This is a genomic window from Streptococcus sp. 27098_8_66, from assembly GCF_041431945.1.
Taxonomy (GTDB): domain Bacteria; phylum Bacillota; class Bacilli; order Lactobacillales; family Streptococcaceae; genus Streptococcus; species Streptococcus dentalis.
This window is the reverse complement of the sequence record NZ_JAPVYS010000016.1, coordinates 1-20,047: the sequence shown is the minus strand read 5'-3', so window position 1 is coordinate 20,047 and position 20,047 is coordinate 1. Positions and strand designations below refer to the sequence as shown.

At 40.1% G+C, this 20,047-nt stretch carries 9 protein-coding genes; 1 reads left to right on the top strand and 8 read right to left on the bottom strand.

Features of this window, described 5'->3' with window-relative positions; all coding sequences use genetic code 11:
- Positions 1-292: 292 nt before the first annotated feature.
- From O3642_RS09450 to O3642_RS09430, 5 genes are all read right to left on the bottom strand, one after another.
- Positions 293-9,919, bottom strand: coding sequence for a Spy0128 family protein (locus O3642_RS09450; protein ID WP_371605848.1), 9,627 nt, complete (start codon positions 9,917-9,919; stop codon positions 293-295).
- A 253-nt stretch (positions 9,920-10,172) separates the two neighbouring features.
- Complete coding sequence (locus tag O3642_RS09445) at positions 10,173-10,667, bottom strand: carbonic anhydrase (RefSeq protein ID WP_003012833.1); 495 nt, start codon at positions 10,665-10,667, stop codon at positions 10,173-10,175.
- Positions 10,668-10,804: 137 nt separating this feature from the next.
- Positions 10,805-12,163, bottom strand: coding sequence for a DNA repair protein RadA (gene radA, locus O3642_RS09440; protein ID WP_371605852.1), 1,359 nt, complete (start codon positions 12,161-12,163; stop codon positions 10,805-10,807).
- 13 nt (positions 12,164-12,176) lie between these two features.
- On the bottom strand, positions 12,177-12,734 hold the full coding sequence (locus tag O3642_RS09435; protein ID WP_320911123.1) for a histidine phosphatase family protein: 558 nt from the start codon (positions 12,732-12,734) through the stop codon (positions 12,177-12,179).
- Entirely contained in the window at positions 12,694-13,140 is a 447-nt protein-coding gene (locus tag O3642_RS09430; protein WP_371605847.1) for a dUTP diphosphatase, read from the bottom strand. Before O3642_RS09430 ends, O3642_RS09435 begins: the two co-directional genes overlap by 41 nt.
- Before the next feature lie 409 nt (positions 13,141-13,549).
- On the opposite strand from O3642_RS09430, the gene O3642_RS09425 reads away from it, so the two are divergent.
- Positions 13,550-15,568 carry an Ig-like domain-containing protein gene (locus O3642_RS09425; protein WP_371605846.1) on the top strand — a complete coding sequence of 673 codons (2,019 nt, stop codon included), beginning with the start codon at positions 13,550-13,552 and terminating at the stop codon, positions 15,566-15,568.
- Positions 15,569-15,662: 94 nt separating this feature from the next.
- On the opposite strand, the gene O3642_RS09420 is transcribed toward O3642_RS09425, so the two are convergent.
- From O3642_RS09420 to O3642_RS09410, 3 genes are all read right to left on the bottom strand, one after another.
- Positions 15,663-18,590, bottom strand: a complete 2,928-nt coding sequence (locus O3642_RS09420; RefSeq protein WP_371605845.1) for a YfhO family protein — start codon at positions 18,588-18,590, stop codon at positions 15,663-15,665.
- A 10-nt stretch (positions 18,591-18,600) separates the two neighbouring features.
- On the bottom strand, positions 18,601-19,560 hold the full coding sequence (locus O3642_RS09415; RefSeq protein WP_151379478.1) for a glycosyltransferase family 2 protein: 960 nt from the start codon (positions 19,558-19,560) through the stop codon (positions 18,601-18,603).
- A 75-nt stretch (positions 19,561-19,635) separates the two neighbouring features.
- Positions 19,636-20,047 (bottom strand): LPXTG cell wall anchor domain-containing protein (locus O3642_RS09410; protein ID WP_371605844.1); only part of this gene is annotated, 412 nt, incomplete at its 5' end.

Sequence of the window (20,047 nt, the reverse complement as noted above, 5' to 3'; positions counted from 1 at the left end):
CTGTATCCCAATTCAAAGTGGATTCATTCCCCTTGTTGCCGGCAGTTTGAAAGATCAAATTGCTTTACTAGTATACTGTTTTCTCTACTTCAAGTCAATGGAATTTTACTGAAACTAGTAACCGAATGAAATGAATATATAGAATTTTACTGAAACTTTTTCATCACATTTATGCATGTTTTTCTAAGTTTCCAATACCAAACAAAGAGGCCTTGCTCTTTCGAGCAAAGCCTCTTCCTGTTGGATCTAAAATTGTCACCTCATCATCAAGTTTGTCGATGTCACCTCAATTTTAGTCTTCGCGTTTTTTGCGTTTTACAAGTCCCGCAAGGCCAACCATACCAAGTGCAGCACCTAACAATGCAGCAGATGCTGATTGTTCTTCACCAGTTTCAGGAAGTGCTGGAGCTGGAGGAGTTGTAGGTGTTGGTGGCGTTGGTGGTGTTGGTGGTGTTGGCGGTGTTGTTGGTGGCGTTGTCGGCGGTGTATTCGGTGGTGTTGTTGGTGGTGTATTTGGCGGTGTTGTTGGCGGAATAACAGTGTTGTTAAACTCTGTATCTTCTGGCAACTGAGTAATAGCCGTCAATACTTTACCGTCTTTGTTAATCATAATACCCACAGTGGCAACCATCTTATCGTATTCGATGCTAGAATCTTTGCCACGGATTTCTTCTACATGGTAGAGATGAGTTCCTTCTTCACCACGTTTGAATTCAAGATTTGAGAAAGTGATCTTACCAGCCGCATCATTGGTTACGGTTTCGATCACATTTCCTTTTTCGTCCTTAAGAACGAAACTGAATTCACCAGCCTTCAATGCACGACCTTCCAATTTCTTAGTGAATTGGAATTGAACCTTAACTGGAATGTTGACTACACGTTTTTCAGTTGGTTTTTCTGGTTTTTCTACAGTCTTCTTAGTTGGATCGTATTGGTGTACGATTTGTGAAGCTGTATTTTCAATGTCCACACCATCTTGAGCAGATTGTATAATTTCTGCAGGAATTTCAAACTTGTAGTAACGTCCAAAGGCCAACTTAGTTGTGTCGATCACTTGTGTATTTTCTGCGTCTCCAAGTGACTTAGTCAAGTCTGCTTTAGATGTTGCAGTAATCACACCGTTTTCAACCTTGATATCAAACTTAGCTGTTACATCTTCTCCTGTTACAGAGTCGTATGCCTTAATATCAGCTCCGTTGACAGTCAAGTTCGCACTATCATATTTATCTGTAACACCAACAGATTGAATATTGTGTGCTTCAGTGAATTTAGTTGTATCCAACCATACTTGGTAGTATACTTTATCACCTTTCTTGAGTGTCTTCGTATTGATATTTTGAGCTTCGTTGTTATCAGTCTTATCAACGTAAGGATTTGCATTTGTGTCCGCAACCTTATCCTTCAACTCTTTATCATCGTCGAGAAGTTTCACACCTGTAAGATCGAATTTAGATTCGTTCAAGATGTATTTCTCTGGATTGAATTCTGGAGTTTCAGGTGGGCGAACAGTGTTATTGAATTCTTTGTCTGATGGATCCGTTACCTTAGTAAGGAGAGCTTTCGCAGTTCCATCATGAGAAACCTCAACTGTTACAACTGCTTTCATAGTGTCATAAGTAACGGTTGTATCAGTTCCTTTGACTTCTTCTACAGTGTAGTTGTAAGTTCCTTCTTGACCTTTCTTGAATTCAAGAGCTGAGAACTTAACGTTACCAGATGCATCGTTCTTCACAGTTTCAAGAGTCTTACCATCTTTATCCTTAAGAACAAAGCTGAATTCGTTAGCTTTAAGCTCACGGCCTTCCAAACGTTTCGTGAAGTTGAATTCTACTGAAACAGGGATGTTCACAACACGTTTTTCAGTTGGTTTGTTTGGTTTCTTCACTGTCTTGCTTGTTGGATCGTATTGGTGAACGATTTGAGCTGCAGTGTTTTCAATATCCGCACCACCCTTAACAGTATCTTTCACTGTTGCTGGGATGTCGAACTTGTAGTAACGTCCAAACGCAAACTTAGTTGTGTCGATCACTGGAGTATTTTCTGCATCTCCAAGTGACTTAGTCAAGTCCGCTTTAGAAGTTGCAGAGATCACACCGTTTTCAACCTTGATATCAAATTTAGCAGTCACATCTTCGCCTGTTACAGAGTCGTAAGCTTTGATGTTTGCAACATTGATGTCAAGTTTGTCTTCTTCGTAGTCATCAGTAACACCAACAGATTGGATGTTGTGCGCTTCAGTAAACTTAGTTGTATCCAACCATACTTGGTAAACAACCTTATCGCCACGTTTCACAGTCTTAGTATTGATGTTTGCTGCTTCATTATTGTCAGCCTTATCAGCGTAAGGATTTGCGTTTGTTTCCGCAACCTTGTCTGCCAATTCTTTATCATCATCAAGAAGTGATTTACCAGTAAGGTCGAATTTCTCAGCGTTCAAGATGTATTTCTCTGGGTTGAACTCTGGAGTTTCTGGAGGAGTCACCTTGTTGTTAAATTCTTTGTCCGCAATGTCGCCAACTTTCGCGATCAGAACTTTAGCTTTTCCTTCGTGTGAAACTGTGACTGTTACATTCGCTTTCATGGTGTCGTATGTAACGGTTGCGTCGCTTCCTTTAACTTCTTCTACAGTGTAGTTGTAAGTTCCTTCTTGACCTTTCTTGAATTCAAGAGCTGAGAACTTAACGTTACCAGATGCATCGTTCTTCACAGTTTCAAGAGTCTTACCATCTTTATCCTTAAGAACGAAGCTGAATTCATTGGCTTTAAGCTCACGGCCTTCCATACGTTTAGTAAAGTTGAATTCTACTTCAACTGGAACGCTGTTGACACGTTTTTCAGTTGGTTTTTCAGGTTTTTCAACTTTCTTAGTAGTTGGGTTGTAGTAGTTAACAACTTGAGCCGCAGTATTTTCGATGTCTACTCCACCTGCAACGTCAGCTTTCACTGTAGCTGGGATATCAAACTTGTAGTAACGTCCGAATTCGAATTTATTTGTGTCAATCACTTGTGTGTTTTCCGCATCGCCAAGTGACTTCGTGAAGCCATCTTTAAGGGTTGCAGTAATCACACCGTTGTTCACAGCGATATCGAATTTAGCTGTTACATCCGCACCAGTCTTACCGTCATAAGCTTTGATTTCTGAACCATCAACATCAACTTTAGCCTCATCGTAGTCATCTGAGATTCCTACTAATTGGATATGGTCTTTGTTGTTTGCGTCAAATTTAGTTGTATCCAACCATACTTGGTAAACAAGTTTTTGACCTGGTTTAACTGATTTAGTGTTGATATTCGCTGCTTCGTTATTAGATGCATCGTCCGCATATGGGTTCGCATTGGTATCTGCGTACTTGTCTGCCAACTCTTTATCATCATCTAATAATGAAGTTCCAGTCAAATCAAATTCTTTTTCGTTTAGAACATATTTTTCTGGATTGAATTCTGGAGTTTCTGGAGGTGTTACACGGTTGTTAAATTCTTTATCCGCAATGTCGCCTACAGTCGCGATAAGTACTTTAGCTGTACCATCGTGTTTCACTGTGACTGTTACATTCGCTTTCATGGTGTCGTATGTAACGGTTGCGTCTGTGCCTTTAACTTCTTCTACTGTGTAGTTGTGAACGCCTTCTTGGCCTTTCTTGAACTCAAGTTTAGAGAACTTAACGTTACCATCTTTATCGTTCTTCACAGTTTCAACTTCTTTACCAGTTGAATCTTTAAGTACGAAGCTGAATTCGTTAGCTTTAAGCTCACGGCCTTCCAAGCGTTTAGTGAAGTTGAATCCTACCTCAACTGGTACGTTGTTTACACGTTTTTCAGTTGGTTTGCTTGGTTTTTCAACTTTCTTAGTTGTTGGGTTGTAGTAGTTGACTACTTGAGCCGCAGTGTTTTCAATGTCTACACCACCAGGTACATCAGCTTTCACTGTTGTTGGGATGTCGAACTTGTAGTAACGTCCGAATTCGAATTTAGTTGTGTCGATCACTTGTGTGTTTTCCGCATCGCCAAGTGACTTCGTGAAGCCAGCTTTCAAGTTCGCAGTGATCACACCGTTGTTCACAGTGATATCGAATTTATCTGTTACTTCTGCGCCTGTTACAGAGTCGTAAGCTTTGATGTCAGCTGCATTAAGATTTAATTTCGCTTCATCGTAGTTATCAGAGATTCCTACTGTTTGGATGTTGTCCTTGTTAGCTGCGTCGAATTTAGTTGTATCCAACCATACTTGGTAAACCAACTTGTCGCCACGTTTCACAGTCTTGGTATTCAAGTTTTCTGCTTCGTTGTTTGATGCATCGTCCGCATATGGGTTCGCATTGGTATCTGCGTACTTGTCTGCCAACTCTTTGTCATCATCAACGAGCTTATCACCAGTGATATCGTATTTCTCTTTAGAAACAACGTATTTCTCTGGTTGGAACTTAGGTTCTTCTGGTGGAGTTACTGTATTGTTGAACTCTTTATCAGCAATATCTCCGACCTTAGCAACTAAAGCTTTAGCTGTACCATCATGAGAAACAGTGACTGTTACAACAGCTTTCATATTGTCATATGTAACGGTTGAGTCTGTACCAGCAACTTCTACTACTTTGTAACGGTAAACTCCGATATCATTGTTTGTGTATTTAAGGCTAGTGAATTTAACCTTACCATCCTTATCATTGGTTGCTGTTTCAAGAACATTGAATTCATCATCGTCTAACAATTGGAAAGTAAACTCATTCGCTTTCAATTGACGACCAGCAAGAGCTTTCTTGAAGTCAAGTTCAATTTGAATTGGTACGTTGTTGACACGTTTTTCAGTTGGTTTGCTTGGTTTTTCAACTTTCTTAGTAGTTGGGTTGTAGTAGTTGACTACTTGAGCCGCAGTATTTTCGATGTCTACACCACCAGGTACATCAGCTTTCACTGTTGTTGGGATGTCGAACTTGTAGTAACGTCCGAAGGCAAATTTAGTTGTGTCGATGACTTGTGTGTTTTCTGCATCGCCAAGTGACTTCGTGAAGCCATCTTTAAGGGTTGCAGTGATCACACCGTTGTTCACAGTGATATCGAATTTATCTGTTACTTCTGCGCCTGTTACTGAGTCGTAAGCTTTGATCTTAGTAGAATCAAGATCCAACTTAGTTTCATCGTAGTCATCTGAGATTCCTACTGATTGGATGTTGTCCTTGTTAGCTGCGTCGAATTTAGTTGTATCCAACCATACTTGGTAAACTAATTTTGATCCACGTTCAACAGTCTTAGTATTTAAGTTTTCCACTTCATTATTGATGGTATTGTCCGCATATGGGTTCGCATTGGTATCTGCGTACTTGTCTGCTAACTCTTTATCATCATCAACGAGTTTGTCACCAGTGATATCGTATTTCTCTTTAGAAACAACGTATTTCTCTGGTTGGAACTTAGGTTCTTCTGGAGGTGTTACACGGTTGTTAAATTCTTTATCAGCAGCGTCTGTTACGTTGGCAACGATGGCTTTCGCTGTACCATCGTGTGAAACAACCACTTTAACAGTTGCAACCATTGTATCGTAGTTGACAGTTGCATCTGTACCAGGAGTTTCTTCAACTGTGTAGTTGTAAGTCTTACCAAGGTCATCGCGACCGAATTCAAGAGTCTTGAAGACGATCTTACCAGCAGCGTCATTCTTCACGCGTTCAACTTCAACGCCGTCTTTCTTCAATACGAATTCGAATTCCTTGGCCTGAAGTTCACGACCTTCCAAACGTTTCGTGAAGTTCATTTCCACTGGAACTGGAACGCTATTGACACGTTTTTGTGTTGGTTTTTCAGGCTTTTCAACCTTCTTGCTTACTGGGTTGTAAACATGAACGGTTTGGTTGGCTGTATTTTCAATATCAGCACCAGCTTTAACAGATTCTTTCACAGTTGCTGGGATATCAAATTTATAGTAACGTCCGAATTCGAACTTAGTGGTGTCGATAACAGGAGCATTGACTTTATCTTTGATAAATGCTTCTTTAGAAGTTGCAGTGATTGTACCGTTTTCAACTTTGATGTCGAATTTATTGGTTACTTCTGCACCAGTTACTGAATCATATGCTTTGATATCAGCTGCATTGACGTCCAATTTATCAGCGTCATATGTATCCGATACACCAACGTATTGGATGTTGTTTGCTTCAGTGAATTTAGTCGTATCTAGCCATACTTGGTAAACCAATTTAGAACCACGTTTAACTGTCTTAGTATTCAAGTTTTCTGGTTCGTTGTTGGTTGTCTTGTCTACATATGGATCTGCATTTGTTTCAGTGTATTCATTTGTCAACTCATCGTCGTCGTTCATCAACTTGTTGCCAGTGATGTCATATTTCTCTTTAGAAACGACAAATTTTTCTGGTTGGAATTTAGGAGTTTCTGGAGGAGTGACTTTGTTGTTGAATTCAGTATCTTCTTGAGTGTCAGTTGATTCACCAGCAGCATTCTTACCGCCTGTTGAAGCAATGTCTGTAACAGTTGTTAAGGTATGACCATTCTTAGCAACTTTTACACGGACAAATGCTTTCATGGTATCGTATGTCATACCAAATTCTTTATCTGCATCAGCTGGGATGACTTCCTCAACAGAGTATGAGTGGGTACCAATTTTAGTATTGTCATATGACAATTCAGTAAAGGTCACATTTCCTTCTGCATCATTCTTAACTGTTTCAATAACCTTACCATCTTGATCTTTGAGAACAAAACTGAATTCACCAGCTTTTAACTTACGACCGGCTAATTTTTTAGTAAAGTCAAATCTTGTAACAACTGGAGCAACAACATAGTTGTTAAATTCTGTATCTGCCGGCATTGTAACATTAGCAGTCAGGATCCCTGTTGAAGCATTCTTGGTTACGTTCACTGTTACAACTGCATTCATATCATCGTAGTCGATGTTTCTATCTGTTCCAGCTACTTCACGTACAGTGTATGTGTGAGAACCTTCTTTATCGTATGAAATCGCATCAAATTGAATAGTTCCATCAGCCGCATTTTTCTTGGTTTGAATGATATTGCCATTTTCAAGCAATTCGAATGTGAAGGCATCCTTTGTAAGCTCTTTACCTTCCAATTTCTTAGTAAACTTGAATTGAGCTTGTGTAGCAGCAGGTGTGAAGGTATTGTTGAACTCTGTATCTGATGGAAGAGTATTCGTTGCTTTAAGAACGTGACCCTCTTTCGTAACAGTGATCGTTACTTCAGCTTTCATCGTATCATATTGCATACCTGCTTCAGAACCTTGAACCTCTTCTACAGTGTACTTATGAGTACCAACTTGTGTGTTGTCAAAGGTCAAATCATCAAAGGCGATCACACCATTTGCTTTGTTCTTCTTCGTTTGAATAACATTTCCAGATTCATCTTTAAGAACGAAAGTAAATTCATCATCTTGTAACTCACGCCCTGCAAGAGCCTTGCTGAAGTCAAACTTGGTCTTAACTGGAGCTACGACATAGTTGTTGAAGACTTTGTCATCAGCTTTTGAGGCAAATCCACCACTACCACTATATTTAACAGAAGCTTCTAAATCACCGTTAGAATTTTCAGTTACATTAACAGTCATCGTAACTGTCATTTCATCATAATCGACGTTTGTATCTGAACCTGCAGTTTCAGTGATTGTGTATGTATAAGTACCAACTTTGTTAAATGATAACTTGCTAAATGTAGCTTTACCGTCGGCTTTATTCGTTACAGTTTCTTCATAGGCAGGAAGTGATTTGTTTGATTGGTTTTCTTTAATCTTGAAGGTGAATTCACCGTCAACTAGCACCCGTCCTTCCAGTTGTTTTTCAACTTCTGGAGTGACTTCGACTGGTTTTTGTTTCACATAGTAGTAGATTGGTTGTTTATACGGTGTCAAAGAGTTGAGCAAGTCAACGTTGGTACCGATACCATTTACTCCACGAACCAATTGTTCGTTTGGAGAAAGGTGGCCAATGTTGTCTCCCAAGAATGGTACGAATACTGTTTTCTTAGGTGTATATCCAGCAGCTGTTTGGAAGTCAAATGGAACTTCTTTACCGTTTGGATAGTTTACACCTTTACTATCTGTGAAAGCAATTGTGTTAAGAGGTGATTTCTTAACAACTAAATCTTCTTTATTGTAATCACCTGGTTTAATAGGTTTAGTTTCCGCCAGCAACATGTATCCATCAGTGCTTAATGTACCATCTGAACGTTTACTTTGTTGTTTTGGATCTAGTAAGTAAACACGAACGACTACTGTTCCGTCTTCACCTACGATTTCTTTGATCCGTTTAATTCCTGCACGCTCAGCGTCCATGAATTTGGTACCAACAGTATAAGGACGACTCACATAACCTGATTGATCGTTTGCATCGGCTGTTTGATACAACTTGTAGCCAGCAAATTGACGTTCACCAGATGCTGTGAAGTTTTGTCCTTCCATAGCTTTAAGAGTATATCTAGCTAAGTCTACTTCATTACCATTTGGCACGTAGTCTTGAACAGTCTTATCTGTTTTATTGGCGTTGAATGTTGGGTTATTTTCATCAACTACTCGATAGTAAGTTGTCTTTTCAACTGCTACTGGAATCTTGGCATTGGTATCTGTAATCGTACGGCCATTATAAGCAGACTCTACAACGTTAATGATATCCGTTGATGTACGAGCAGCATAAACAGCATCGTATAATTTTTTCTCATCTGGAGTAAGATTGTGCCCAGGAGCTACTAAAGCTTGGATACTTGCTCCAACTTCATAACCCAATTGAATAAATGGTTGGTTCGTTTTACCAGGTCCAGCTCCTAAACCTTTATCGAAATCAACTTGCCAAGTTAATTCTCCATTAGAGGCTGCTTTGGTTGTTGTGAATTTTTGAATTCCGCTAGAAGCAGTAATCGTTCTGGTTTCTACTACATTACCAGTGTTTTTATCGATCAATTCAACAGTCGTGTCTGTCGAAGCATCAAATCTCTTATAAGCACGCGTATAGTAGTTTGTATGATACCGTTCGTTAAAGCGAGTAAGGTCTACAATACTGTATGTATACCAATCTCCTTCTTTAGCTGAGTATCCAGCTGGTACAGGTTGAGAGCTTACAGTCGCACCGTTCGCATCAAACATGCTTGGAGCTGCAGTTTCACCTGGTTTTAAATAGGTCGTCACTTCCACTGGAGTTCCATTATGATCATACACAGCACGACGGCTACGTCGGCTACGACTTGTTACCAAGGCTCCAGCGTTCGTCAAATCAGTTGCTGCACGATCAAGTGATGCACTACGCTCTTCAGCTGCTTCTCTATTTACCTGCACACCTCGCTCTGCACCAATGATCGGAGCTACTGGATTTACAGTAGCTGAAATAGCCGTAGGTGCTTCTGAGCTTTCACTTGCAGGTGATGTTTCTGAGTTTTCAACTGCTGCAGAGCGAGCTGTAGTAGGTTGTGCTGTAGTAAGCACTGGTGTGGAGACCGGCTTAGAGCTTGATCCTTTTTTCTTCTCGACAGGTTTGCTTGTTTCTAATGGTGCTGTCGACTTTGGAGCTTCTTCAGATTTTTTAGTTTCAGCTTTTTCTTCTTTTTTAGTCTCAGCTGGGACTTCCTTGTCTTCTGAAGCAGCTGATTTTTCAATCACTTCAGCTTTTTCAGTTGATGGAGCTGGTGCTTCTGAAGTTGTAGCAGAATTAGAAAGGTCTACTTTTGGCGCTGGTGCTCCCTCACCATATGCCTTAGAAGCAACTGGTACTTCTGCTTGACTTGATTCTGTTGCAGCAGGTTGTGCTCCTGAAGTCGCCGTTCCTGCAGATTCAGGGGCTACTGTTGCCTCATCTGCTGATGCAGATTGCGCTCCTGCAGCAAAAAGTGCTGTTCCTAAAAGAACTGAACAAACCCCAACGCTATATTTTCGCAATGAAAAGCGCTGGCGCTTATTAAATATATCCTTCATTTATAGGATCTCCTTTTTCATATTTCATGATTCCATGATACCAGTAAAATTGTAACACCGTTGACATATAGAGTCAATCTGTTGTAAATAAATCGTAATATTCTTGTTAAAATGTTATTTTATTCCACTAATTTTTTAATGTTTTTTGCTAAATTGTCACATTTTTTCCTATTTGGTTCACTTTTTTTATACTATAAAAAAGAAGAGTACAGGAAACAAAGATCGTTCTCTCTTCCTATTCTCTTCTATATGATCATTTTACTTCTGAGATCAATCCGGTATCCACATCATACACAGCTCCTGAGATAACGACATCTTCTGGAATCAAAGGAGAAGCCTTGAGAAGCCTCATATCTTCACGGACACTCTCTTCAATATTTTGAAAGGGTAGGAAATCACGATCTCCCACATCTACTCCCAGTTCTTTCTTGAGATGTTGCCGGAAGCCTTCGTTCTCAAAGGTCTGAGCACCACAGTCTGTATGGTGCAAGACCACAATTTCACGGGTGCCCATCTGTTGCTGGGAGATGACCAAAGACCGGATCATATCCTCTGTCACGCGCCCTCCAGCATTCCGCAAAATATGGGCGTCTCCAAGAGCCAGACCTAGTGCAGGTGCCACGTGAAGGCGGGAATCCATACAGGTCACGATGGCGACTTGTGTTTTGGGCTTAATCGGAAGACGGAGGTCTCCATGTAGAGCCACATAAGCTTGATTGGCTGTTAAAAAATTATCAAAATAAGACATGGTCTCTCCTTTATTCCTTTGAAATTCAAATCATCTATTATTTTACCATATCCAATCCTTTCTGTCAGGGGATACCTCCTGTCATCTGTCACATCTGAAAAAAAGTCTTAAACTTCCCGTTTAAGACTTTTCTACTATTAAAATACTTTCTTCAAGACTTCAGCTAGTGTACTCACACCGACCACCTGGATTCCTGATGGTGTCGCAATTCCCGTAAGAGAATTTTTCGGAACATAAATCTTGGTAAAACCGAGCTTAGCGGCTTCATTGATTCGTTGCTCGATCCGGTTGACTCGACGGACTTCTCCTGTCAAGCCTAACTCTCCAACGAAACATTCCTGCGGGTTTGTTGGTTTGTCCTTGTAGCTCGAGGCAATGGCTACTGCTACTGCTAGGTCAATGGCAGGCTCATCCAATTTGACACCACCTGCAGATTTGAGGTAGGCATCTTGATTTTGAAGGAGCAAACCTGCCCGTTTCTCCAAAACAGCCATAATCAGACTAGCCCGATTAAAATCAAGCCCTGTCGTCGTCCGCTTAGCATTTCCAAACATGGTTGGTGTTACCAAGGCCTGAACTTCCGCTAGAATCGGACGGGTCCCTTCCATGGTCACTACGATTGACGAACCAGTGGCACCGTCTAAACGCTCTTCTAGGAAAACTTGACTCGGATTGAGCACCTCAACCAAGCCACCTGACTGCATCTCAAAAATCCCAATCTCATTGGTCGAACCAAAGCGGTTCTTGACTGCTCTCAGAATTCGGAAGGTATGGTGGCGTTCCCCCTCAAAGTAGAGCACCGTATCCACCATGTGCTCCAACATACGCGGGCCCGCCAGGGTTCCTTCCTTGGTCACATGGCCGACGATGAAGATGGCGATATTATTGGTCTTGGCCAGCTGCATGAGCTCTGCCGTCACTTCTCGCACCTGAGAAACCGATCCTTGTACCCCTGAAATTTCAGGAGACATAATGGTCTGGATCGAATCGATGATAAGAAAGTCAGGTTGGATCCGCTCTACCTCGGCTCTCACGCTCTGCATATTAGTCTCAGCATAGAGATAAAACTCACTGTCGATATTACCCAAGCGCTCTGCTCGTAGCTTGATCTGCTGAGCTGACTCCTCTCCACTGACGTAGAGAACCGTTCCCACTTGAGACAACTGGGTCGACACTTGAAGGAGGAGGGTCGATTTCCCAATCCCAGGATCCCCACCGATGAGGACGAGACTTCCTGGGACGACACCACCTCCAAGGACGCGGTTGAATTCTTCCATCTCCGTCTTGGTCCGGTGAACATTGATAGAGGTCACGTCCGCCAATTTCATGGGTTTGGTCTTTTCACCCGTCAAGGAAACCCGCGCATTCTTGACCTCTGCTACCTCGACCTCCTCGACAAAAGAAGACCAAGACCCACAATTTGGACAGCGCCCTAGGTATTTGGGTGAATTGTAGGCACAATTTTGACACACAAATGTCGTTTTTTTCTTTGCGATGATAAACCTCTTTCTAAATCTCTATTTCACACTCAATCACTTGGCAAAAATCAATCTTCTCGTCTGGTACAAATTGGCGCATGAGCATTCGATGAGTGACAACAACGACTGTCTGATAGTCTCGATACTTGCGCATAGATTTTAGAAACCGAGACCTCATTTCCTCAGCTGTCTCATATTGAACAGGAGAATTTGGGAGCAACTCCCCCTTGTTTTCTAAAAACAGACATCTAGCTGTTTCAAAGTTCTCTATACCTGTTTCATAAACCTGCCATTCATGCAATAATGGCTCTACCCTCAAAGGAAGGCCAGTAGCACAGGATACATAAAAAGCCGTTTCTAAAGCTCGCGTCACTGCAGAAGACACCAGGATATCAGCTGAGCCAAACAAAGGATTTTTGCAAAGTTCCTGAGCTTGTTGTCTTCCTTTCTCAGATAAGGGTGCCAAATCTATCCCGAATCCAGTATAGGAACGCTCCTCTAACTCACGGTAATCTGGCTCCCCATGACGGACAAAGATAATCTTCATCTTAGTGCCCTGTCGACCCAAATCCACCAGTCCGCACGCCATCCGCCTCATCTCCATCTGCAATTAAGAAAGGAGCAAAGACAGCCTGAACCACACGTTCGCCAACTTCAAGGACGACTTCCTGGTCAGTAATATTTTTCATCTGAGCAAAGATATGGCCTTCATTTCCTGGATTGCCGTAGTAGTCTCCATCGATAACCCCAACAGAATTGATCAAGACCAGGCCTTTTTTGCGAGGGTTAGAGGAACGGTCATAGAGATAGAGCACCTCAGTCGGTTGCATATAGGCCTTGACCCCAGTTGGGACTAGGACGATTTCCCCAGGAGCAATCACCGTGCATTCTGCCACCTTTAAGTCGTAGCCAGCTGCGTGGGCCGTCTCCCGTTTTGGCAGTAAGTCCTGATTGGTATAGCTTGATACAAGTTCAAATCCACGAATTTTTGTCATCATCATTCCTCTTTCATTCTAAAATGTTTCTATCTCTTCTATTATACCATCACTTTTGCAAAGCGTCTCCTCAATTTTACTATTCGTATCTTTTGAATCATCTTTATGAATTTCAGTAAAATTTACTCTAAAATTATGGTGGTCAAAATATAATGATTAAAATCTGGAATTTGTGATGAAATCCACAAATTTTCACTTGAAGTAACTCATAAATTTTGCTATAATTCCCTGTGTAGAGGATAGTTTTGTAATCAAAATATTTCTCTCTAATATAAAATGATTCAATGGAGGTTGTGTCTCAACACTCAATTTTGATTGAAAACAGATATGGTATAAAGTATCCATATCATTAAAAGTAATCAGATATTGATGTTTAGGCACCTGTATTTTTATGAAAAGGGAAGATAAGATGAAGCAGAAAACTAGAAATATTAAAATTTTCTCATTTGTCCTTTGTTTAGTGGCCATGCTTTTCGCTTTAGGTCTAAATCGTACTTCAGCAGAAACTCCTGGAGTGACCGTTAGCGGAAAATTGGTCGATACGATCAAAAATATCAAAGTTACCAATAATGAAGGTGGCAACCTTGATTGGGAATTAGGACAATGGGCAACATTCCGTATCAATGCAAATTTTGATTTAACTGGGAAAAATGTCAAAGCAGGGGATACTACTGTTATGACTGTACCAGACGCTTTGGTGGTTACTTCACAATCATTCGAAATTCGTGATATCAATACAAATGAGATTATCGCTTACGCTAAAGTAAATGCGGATAACAAGTCCATTTCTTTAACTTATACGGATTATGTTGAAAAACACTCAGATACTAATGGGTCTTTCTTCTTCTATGCTCGTGTCGATTTCAAAAAACATCCTCAACAAGGAGAGATCCCAATAGAAATTACTATCAATAAGGAAACTAAAGTTGCTGGGAAGATTACATTTAAAGGTATCGGAGATGGAGATCCAAAAGTTTTAACAAAGACTAGTTGGGTTAACTCTAATGACCCAAGAGAGGTCCAATATACTATTTCAGTCAATCGTACAAAACAAAACATCAAAGGTGTAACGATTGAGGACCACTTGCAATTTACAAATGCTTCTTATGTAAAAGATAGCATTAAGGTTATGAAAGGTAAATTCTCTTTCGAAACTGGTGAATGGGTATTCTCAAACAGCGTTGATGTGACAGACCAACACAAGATTACAGTTAGTGAAGACGGCCAATCCTTCGTTATCGAACTAGGTGACATTACAGATCAAGATCAGTATCGTATTAATTATAAAGTACGTTTAAATTACGACCCTGTCGATGGTGAGGTCTTGAAAAATGATGCAACTCTTAAAGGTGTTGGTATTGAAAGTAACAGCATAACTAATGCCGCTGCAGTTCAAATTGCTGGTGGTGCTGGTCTTGGTTATGTTTACTCAATCAATATCCATAAAGTAGATGAGGCGAATCAACCACTTAAGGGTGCTAAGTTTAAAGTAGTTCGTCAAGCTAATAACCAAGTTATTGGTGAGTTTGTATCAGATGATAATGGTAATATTGCTGTTAACAAACTGTTAAAAGACAAATATATCATCACTGAAGTTGAAGCACCATCAGGTTATGTCATCAAAGTTGCAGATACAGAAGTTAACGTTGACGATTTTGGAGCTGAGCGTTCAGCGACTAAAACAATCGTAAATCCAAAAGAAGAAACAACCACTACGACTACAACCACAACTGAAGAGCCTACAACTACTTCAACTACAACGACTGAAGAACCGACTACTACAACAGTAACAACTACTACAACGACTGAAGAGCCTACAACTACTTCTACAACTACAACCGAAGAACCTACGACTACTTCAACTACAACAACTGAAGAACCTACGACTACTTCAACTACAACTGAAGAACCTACGACCACTTCAACAACTACTACAACTGAAGAGCCTACAACTACTTCAACTACAACAACTGAAGAACCTACGACTACTTCAACTACTACAACTGAAGAACCTACAACTACTTCAACCACTATAACCGAAGAACCTACAACTACTTCAACTACTACAACCGAAGAACCTACGACTACTTCAACTACTACAACTGAAGAACCTACGACTACTTCAACCACTACAACTGAAGAACCTACGACTACTTCAACTACTACAACGACTCCAGAAAAACCAGAAGTACCAAGAGTACCAGGAGATGGAGAAGGTAAATGGCGTCCTCGTACTAAATCATCCACAACTACAACTCCAGAAACACCTACAAATAGTAGTGAAGAAACAAGCACACCAGAAAATGGTAGAGGTCACAAAACACTTCTTCCAAGTACAGGTGAAGTTGTCGCAACTGGCCTTGTATTCTCAGGAGTACTTGTCTTGTCAGGTGCCGTCATCCTGAAACGCAAGATTTCTAATAACTAATCATTCACATTTGCGTATCATACAAAAAGGATAGCATCCAATTGGATGCTATCCTTTTTTGTATTTATAACAATCTTTGATACTCTCGCATATCCTATCGTCCTTCATTACTTCTGCTTCGTCTCATTTGAATGACTAAGTAAGTAATTGAAACAATCGATAGCAACGCACCAAGAATGACTCCTTTTTGTCTAAAGACGAATTCGACCTTATGATTTCCTTTTGAGATCGGGAACGCTAAGAAAGCATTCCAAGCTTTTGACGTTTGAACAAATTTCCCATCCACTTTCACTTTCCATCCATCACTGTACGGAATTGAAGTCATCATATATTTACTATTGTCTGTAATGGATACATTACCTACAATATGAGTATTTGAGAACTTCGTAACTTTTAATCCTTGTTTCTTCCGGTTCTCCAATACTTGTTCAATTTGATCAACATCTGCACGATAAACAGCTGCGTTACTCATATCAATTTGATCTGTTCTAAATCTAAATTCAATAACAGTTTCCTTATTTTCTGTTTGATCTGTTAACTGCCAAATTTGTCTTTGCGTAAATGATTTATTATTTTTTAACCATTTACCATTGAGCAAGACAGAATAGTCTTGTTTATGTGTTAAAGACACAGGAGTGAAAAAGTAATAGGTATAATTTGTACGAGGAGTGATTCTATAGCGAATAATAGCATCCTTTGAAGAATCTGCTCTCTTATAGATAGCTTCCCCAGTTTCCTTATTGACCTTTTCTTCAATAACATTTTCTGTTTCAATTGCGTTAAATGCCAAAGGTTTAAAGTACTCAATCGTATCGTTTTTAGCTTTTTGATGCCCCTCCATTGAATTCAGAATAATATTTTGGTTGGCAAAAGCATTATTGACACCAAATTTAATATTTCTCACAAGAACATTTGTACCATATGCAAGTGGGAAAGATTTAGGATTTTTATAGACAACATAACGTTTATCTTCATAGACTTTTTCTGTGAAATAGCGTTTTAAATCAAATCGGTCCGTAAATCGATAAAAGTACATCTTATTTGGATTATCTTCTATCTCTTTTGGATCAAAATCTTTGACACTCATAAAGTAACGTACACCATATAAGGCATCTGTCAATGGGGTTCCATTTGAATACTGTGTTGACGCATTGACTCCAAGATCTCCCATAAAAGCAAAGTGGTCCATGGTGCTTCGTTCCAAACTCGAACTAAACGTACTCAAGCCTGGATAAGAAATCAACGAAGGTACTGTTCTAGAATAACCAAAATCCGAAGCAATTCGATAGAATTTTTGATCTGAATTTTCTTGAATATTATCTGTCACACGTTTGACTGATACAGTCGCATCTGAAAACTTATTAACATTATCATACCCTAGAGTAACTTGTGACAAGTAGGCATTATAACCAAACTCCAAAATCGATACAAAGGAAACAATCACCACAGCAAAACGGGATAGTTTGAAATTCAAGATGAGCAAGACAATCAAATAGGCGATCACTGTGAGACTGACTTGGGTGAGTAGATAACCTGCTTTCAGTAACAGAAAGGCAATCACTATAAAGACCGAAGTTACACCAATTAGAATCATCTTCTCACGCTGACTCTTCTGAGATTTTGTCCAATAGGCGTAAAAACCGAGGCCTCCTAGAACCACCAAAACCAAGAGAGGAAGAAACACATTTTTTGAGAAATAGTTCGTGATTGCTTCTGGTTGTACTTTAGCGATAAAGGTGTAGCTCTTCGATTGAATATAACATACAGAAAGAGCCAACCCGATTCCAATCCCAAGATTCGTCCATTTAGAGACAACTGGTCTTTCCTTCACTGCTTGGTAAGCCAGTAGTAACATGAAGAATGAGAACAACCAAGAAAAACGGAAGAAGAAGCCGGCTGGGTTTTGACCCATGTGCCAGATCTTACTTACAAACTCATTAACGAATGACGTCAAGAAGACAAGAGTAACAATCCCAGCAGCCCATTTCTTAACTTTGGAAACATTCTTAGAGAGGAAGTAGAAAATGAAGCCTAGAAAACCAAGTGCCCCAATATAGATATTTGGTAAGTTTGGTCCTGCAGACCAACCAGACGTCGTATCAAAACCACCAATGACCATCTTAGCAAGAATATCTAAGGGGTTGATTTGGAAAGCAAAAGAGAAGGTCATTCCTCCACCAATCTGTCCCTTACTTTCCAACAGGTTAAAGAAGACAGGTAGCAAAAGGACTGCTGCTGTTCCAATCCCGATAATCGAATAAATGACAGCTTGTAATAAAGGTGGGATATAATTTTTTAATTTTGTCTTTAGATCACCTTCGACCATTAATCTAGGAGATACATAGAAACAGGCATACAAGGCAACAAAAATCGAAATCATGTAGCCCATGTAAAATTGGAGTAAGACAGCTAGTCCCAAGACAAAGGAATAGCGATAGGGAGCTTCTCCGTCTAACAATTGTTCCAAGTACACAATGACAATTGGTAGCATGATCATGGCATCATAGAAAATGACATTCATCTGGTAGGAAACCAACATCCCTGACAAGGCATAAGCTGTCGAGAACAGGGGAACCATCCATTTTCTAGACTCCAAACCTTTGTAACGTTTGATCAAGAGGAAGGCAAAGGATAGACCGATTGCCCCGTAGCGGAGCCAAATAGTAAGAAAGACTGCTGCTCCGAAATATTTGAGGGGCATTAGGATATAGATGAGGTTAAAGGGGCTCATTAGATAGTATCCAAGCACCCCAATCATATCTCCACCAAGAGACTTAGTGAAAGAATAACTCAAACTAGATAGGTCTCCCGTCAAGATAGCATTTTTTAGCAAGCCAAAGAAACTGATATATTGCTGACCAAAGTCAACAGCCATCAGACTCTTACTTCCAAACGGGTACATCCCCATGAAAGCCCAAACTACTAACATAATAGTCATTGGGGCTAACGCACTCAAGGCATAGAGAATTTTTTTGGGATTTTTCTTCAAAAACTCTTGCCAGCGCATAAACCAGATTAACATATTCTCTCCTTTATCCAATATTATTTTCTTTTGCTTGTTCGATATTGGTATCCTCAATGATAAAGTGAGGACGACGTTTTACCTCATAATAGATTTTTCCAATATATTCTCCAAGAATACCAATGAAAATCAATTGAACACCACTAAATAGAATGATGGCTGCAATAGTTGTAAAGTAACCACTGACATAGTTACTTGCTGATAGTATGTATTTCATCAATTCAAAAACAAGATACAAAAGAGCAAGGCCTAAACAGATGAAACCAAATTGAATACAAACACGAAGGGGACGATCATTAAATGAAACAATCCCTTGAATAGCATAGTTCAATGATTTCTTAAAACCAAACTTACTTTTCCCTGCCTTGCGGATTTCGTTTTTATAAGGTATTACCTTCTCCTTGAAGCCAATCCATTCATACAACCCTTTGTTGAAACGATTGTATTCGGGCATCGATACAAAGGCATTGATAGCTTTACGACTTAGCAATCTCAGCTCTGATTTTCCATCTGTCAGCTTAACGTCCATTGAACGGTTTGACAAGAAATAGAAGAGGCGTGCAAAGGTACTTCCAATAAAAGACTCCCCTTCTCGCGTTCGTTGCCCACTGACGATATCATATCCTTCATTATAAGCCTCTAAAAAGAGAGGAATCAGATAAGGTGGATGTTGGAGATCTCCATCCATAACCATGACGGCATCACCGCTCGCATATTTAAAACCTGCTAATATACCACTTTCACGACCAAAATTACGACTAAATCGAATATATTTCACACGTGGATTCTCTTTGGCAATGGCTGTAATTAGCTCATAGGTCTGGTCACTACTGCCATCATCGATATACAGAAGTTCATAGTCCGAGAGTTCCTTCCCCAGCATCTGTTCCAATTGTGCTGACATAGCTTCATGTGTCTGAGAAAGAACTAACTCCTCATTAAATAAAGTAATGAGTATCGAAAGTTTCATCTTTTCCTCCATTTCTTTCCTTTCCAAAAAAGAGAGAGCTTTCGCTCTCTCCTTTATACGGAAACTCTTTTTTTATTATTTAGAGATTTTACGTTTTAACACTACTGCACCTGACAAGACAAGTACTCCTGAGAATACAAGGCCAGTTGCTACAACTTCACCAGTACTTGGAAGAAGTGATTTGCGACCTCCACCATTTTCTGGTGTGCTTGTTTCTTCACTACTATTTGTTGGTGTTTCTGGAGTTGTGGTTGTGGTTGTGTCATCCCCTTGTCCTTCTCCACCTTGATTTCCTGGTGTTTCTGGAGTTGTAGTTGTGGTTGTATCTTCTGGAGTTGGTACTTCTGGAGTTGTTGTTGTGGTTGTATCTTCTGGAGTTGGTACTTCTGGAGTTGTTGTTGTGGTTGAAGTAGTCGTTGGCTCTTCTGTTGTTGTTGTGGTTGTTGTTGAAGTAGTCGTTGGCTCTTCTGTTGTTGTAGTTGTTGTT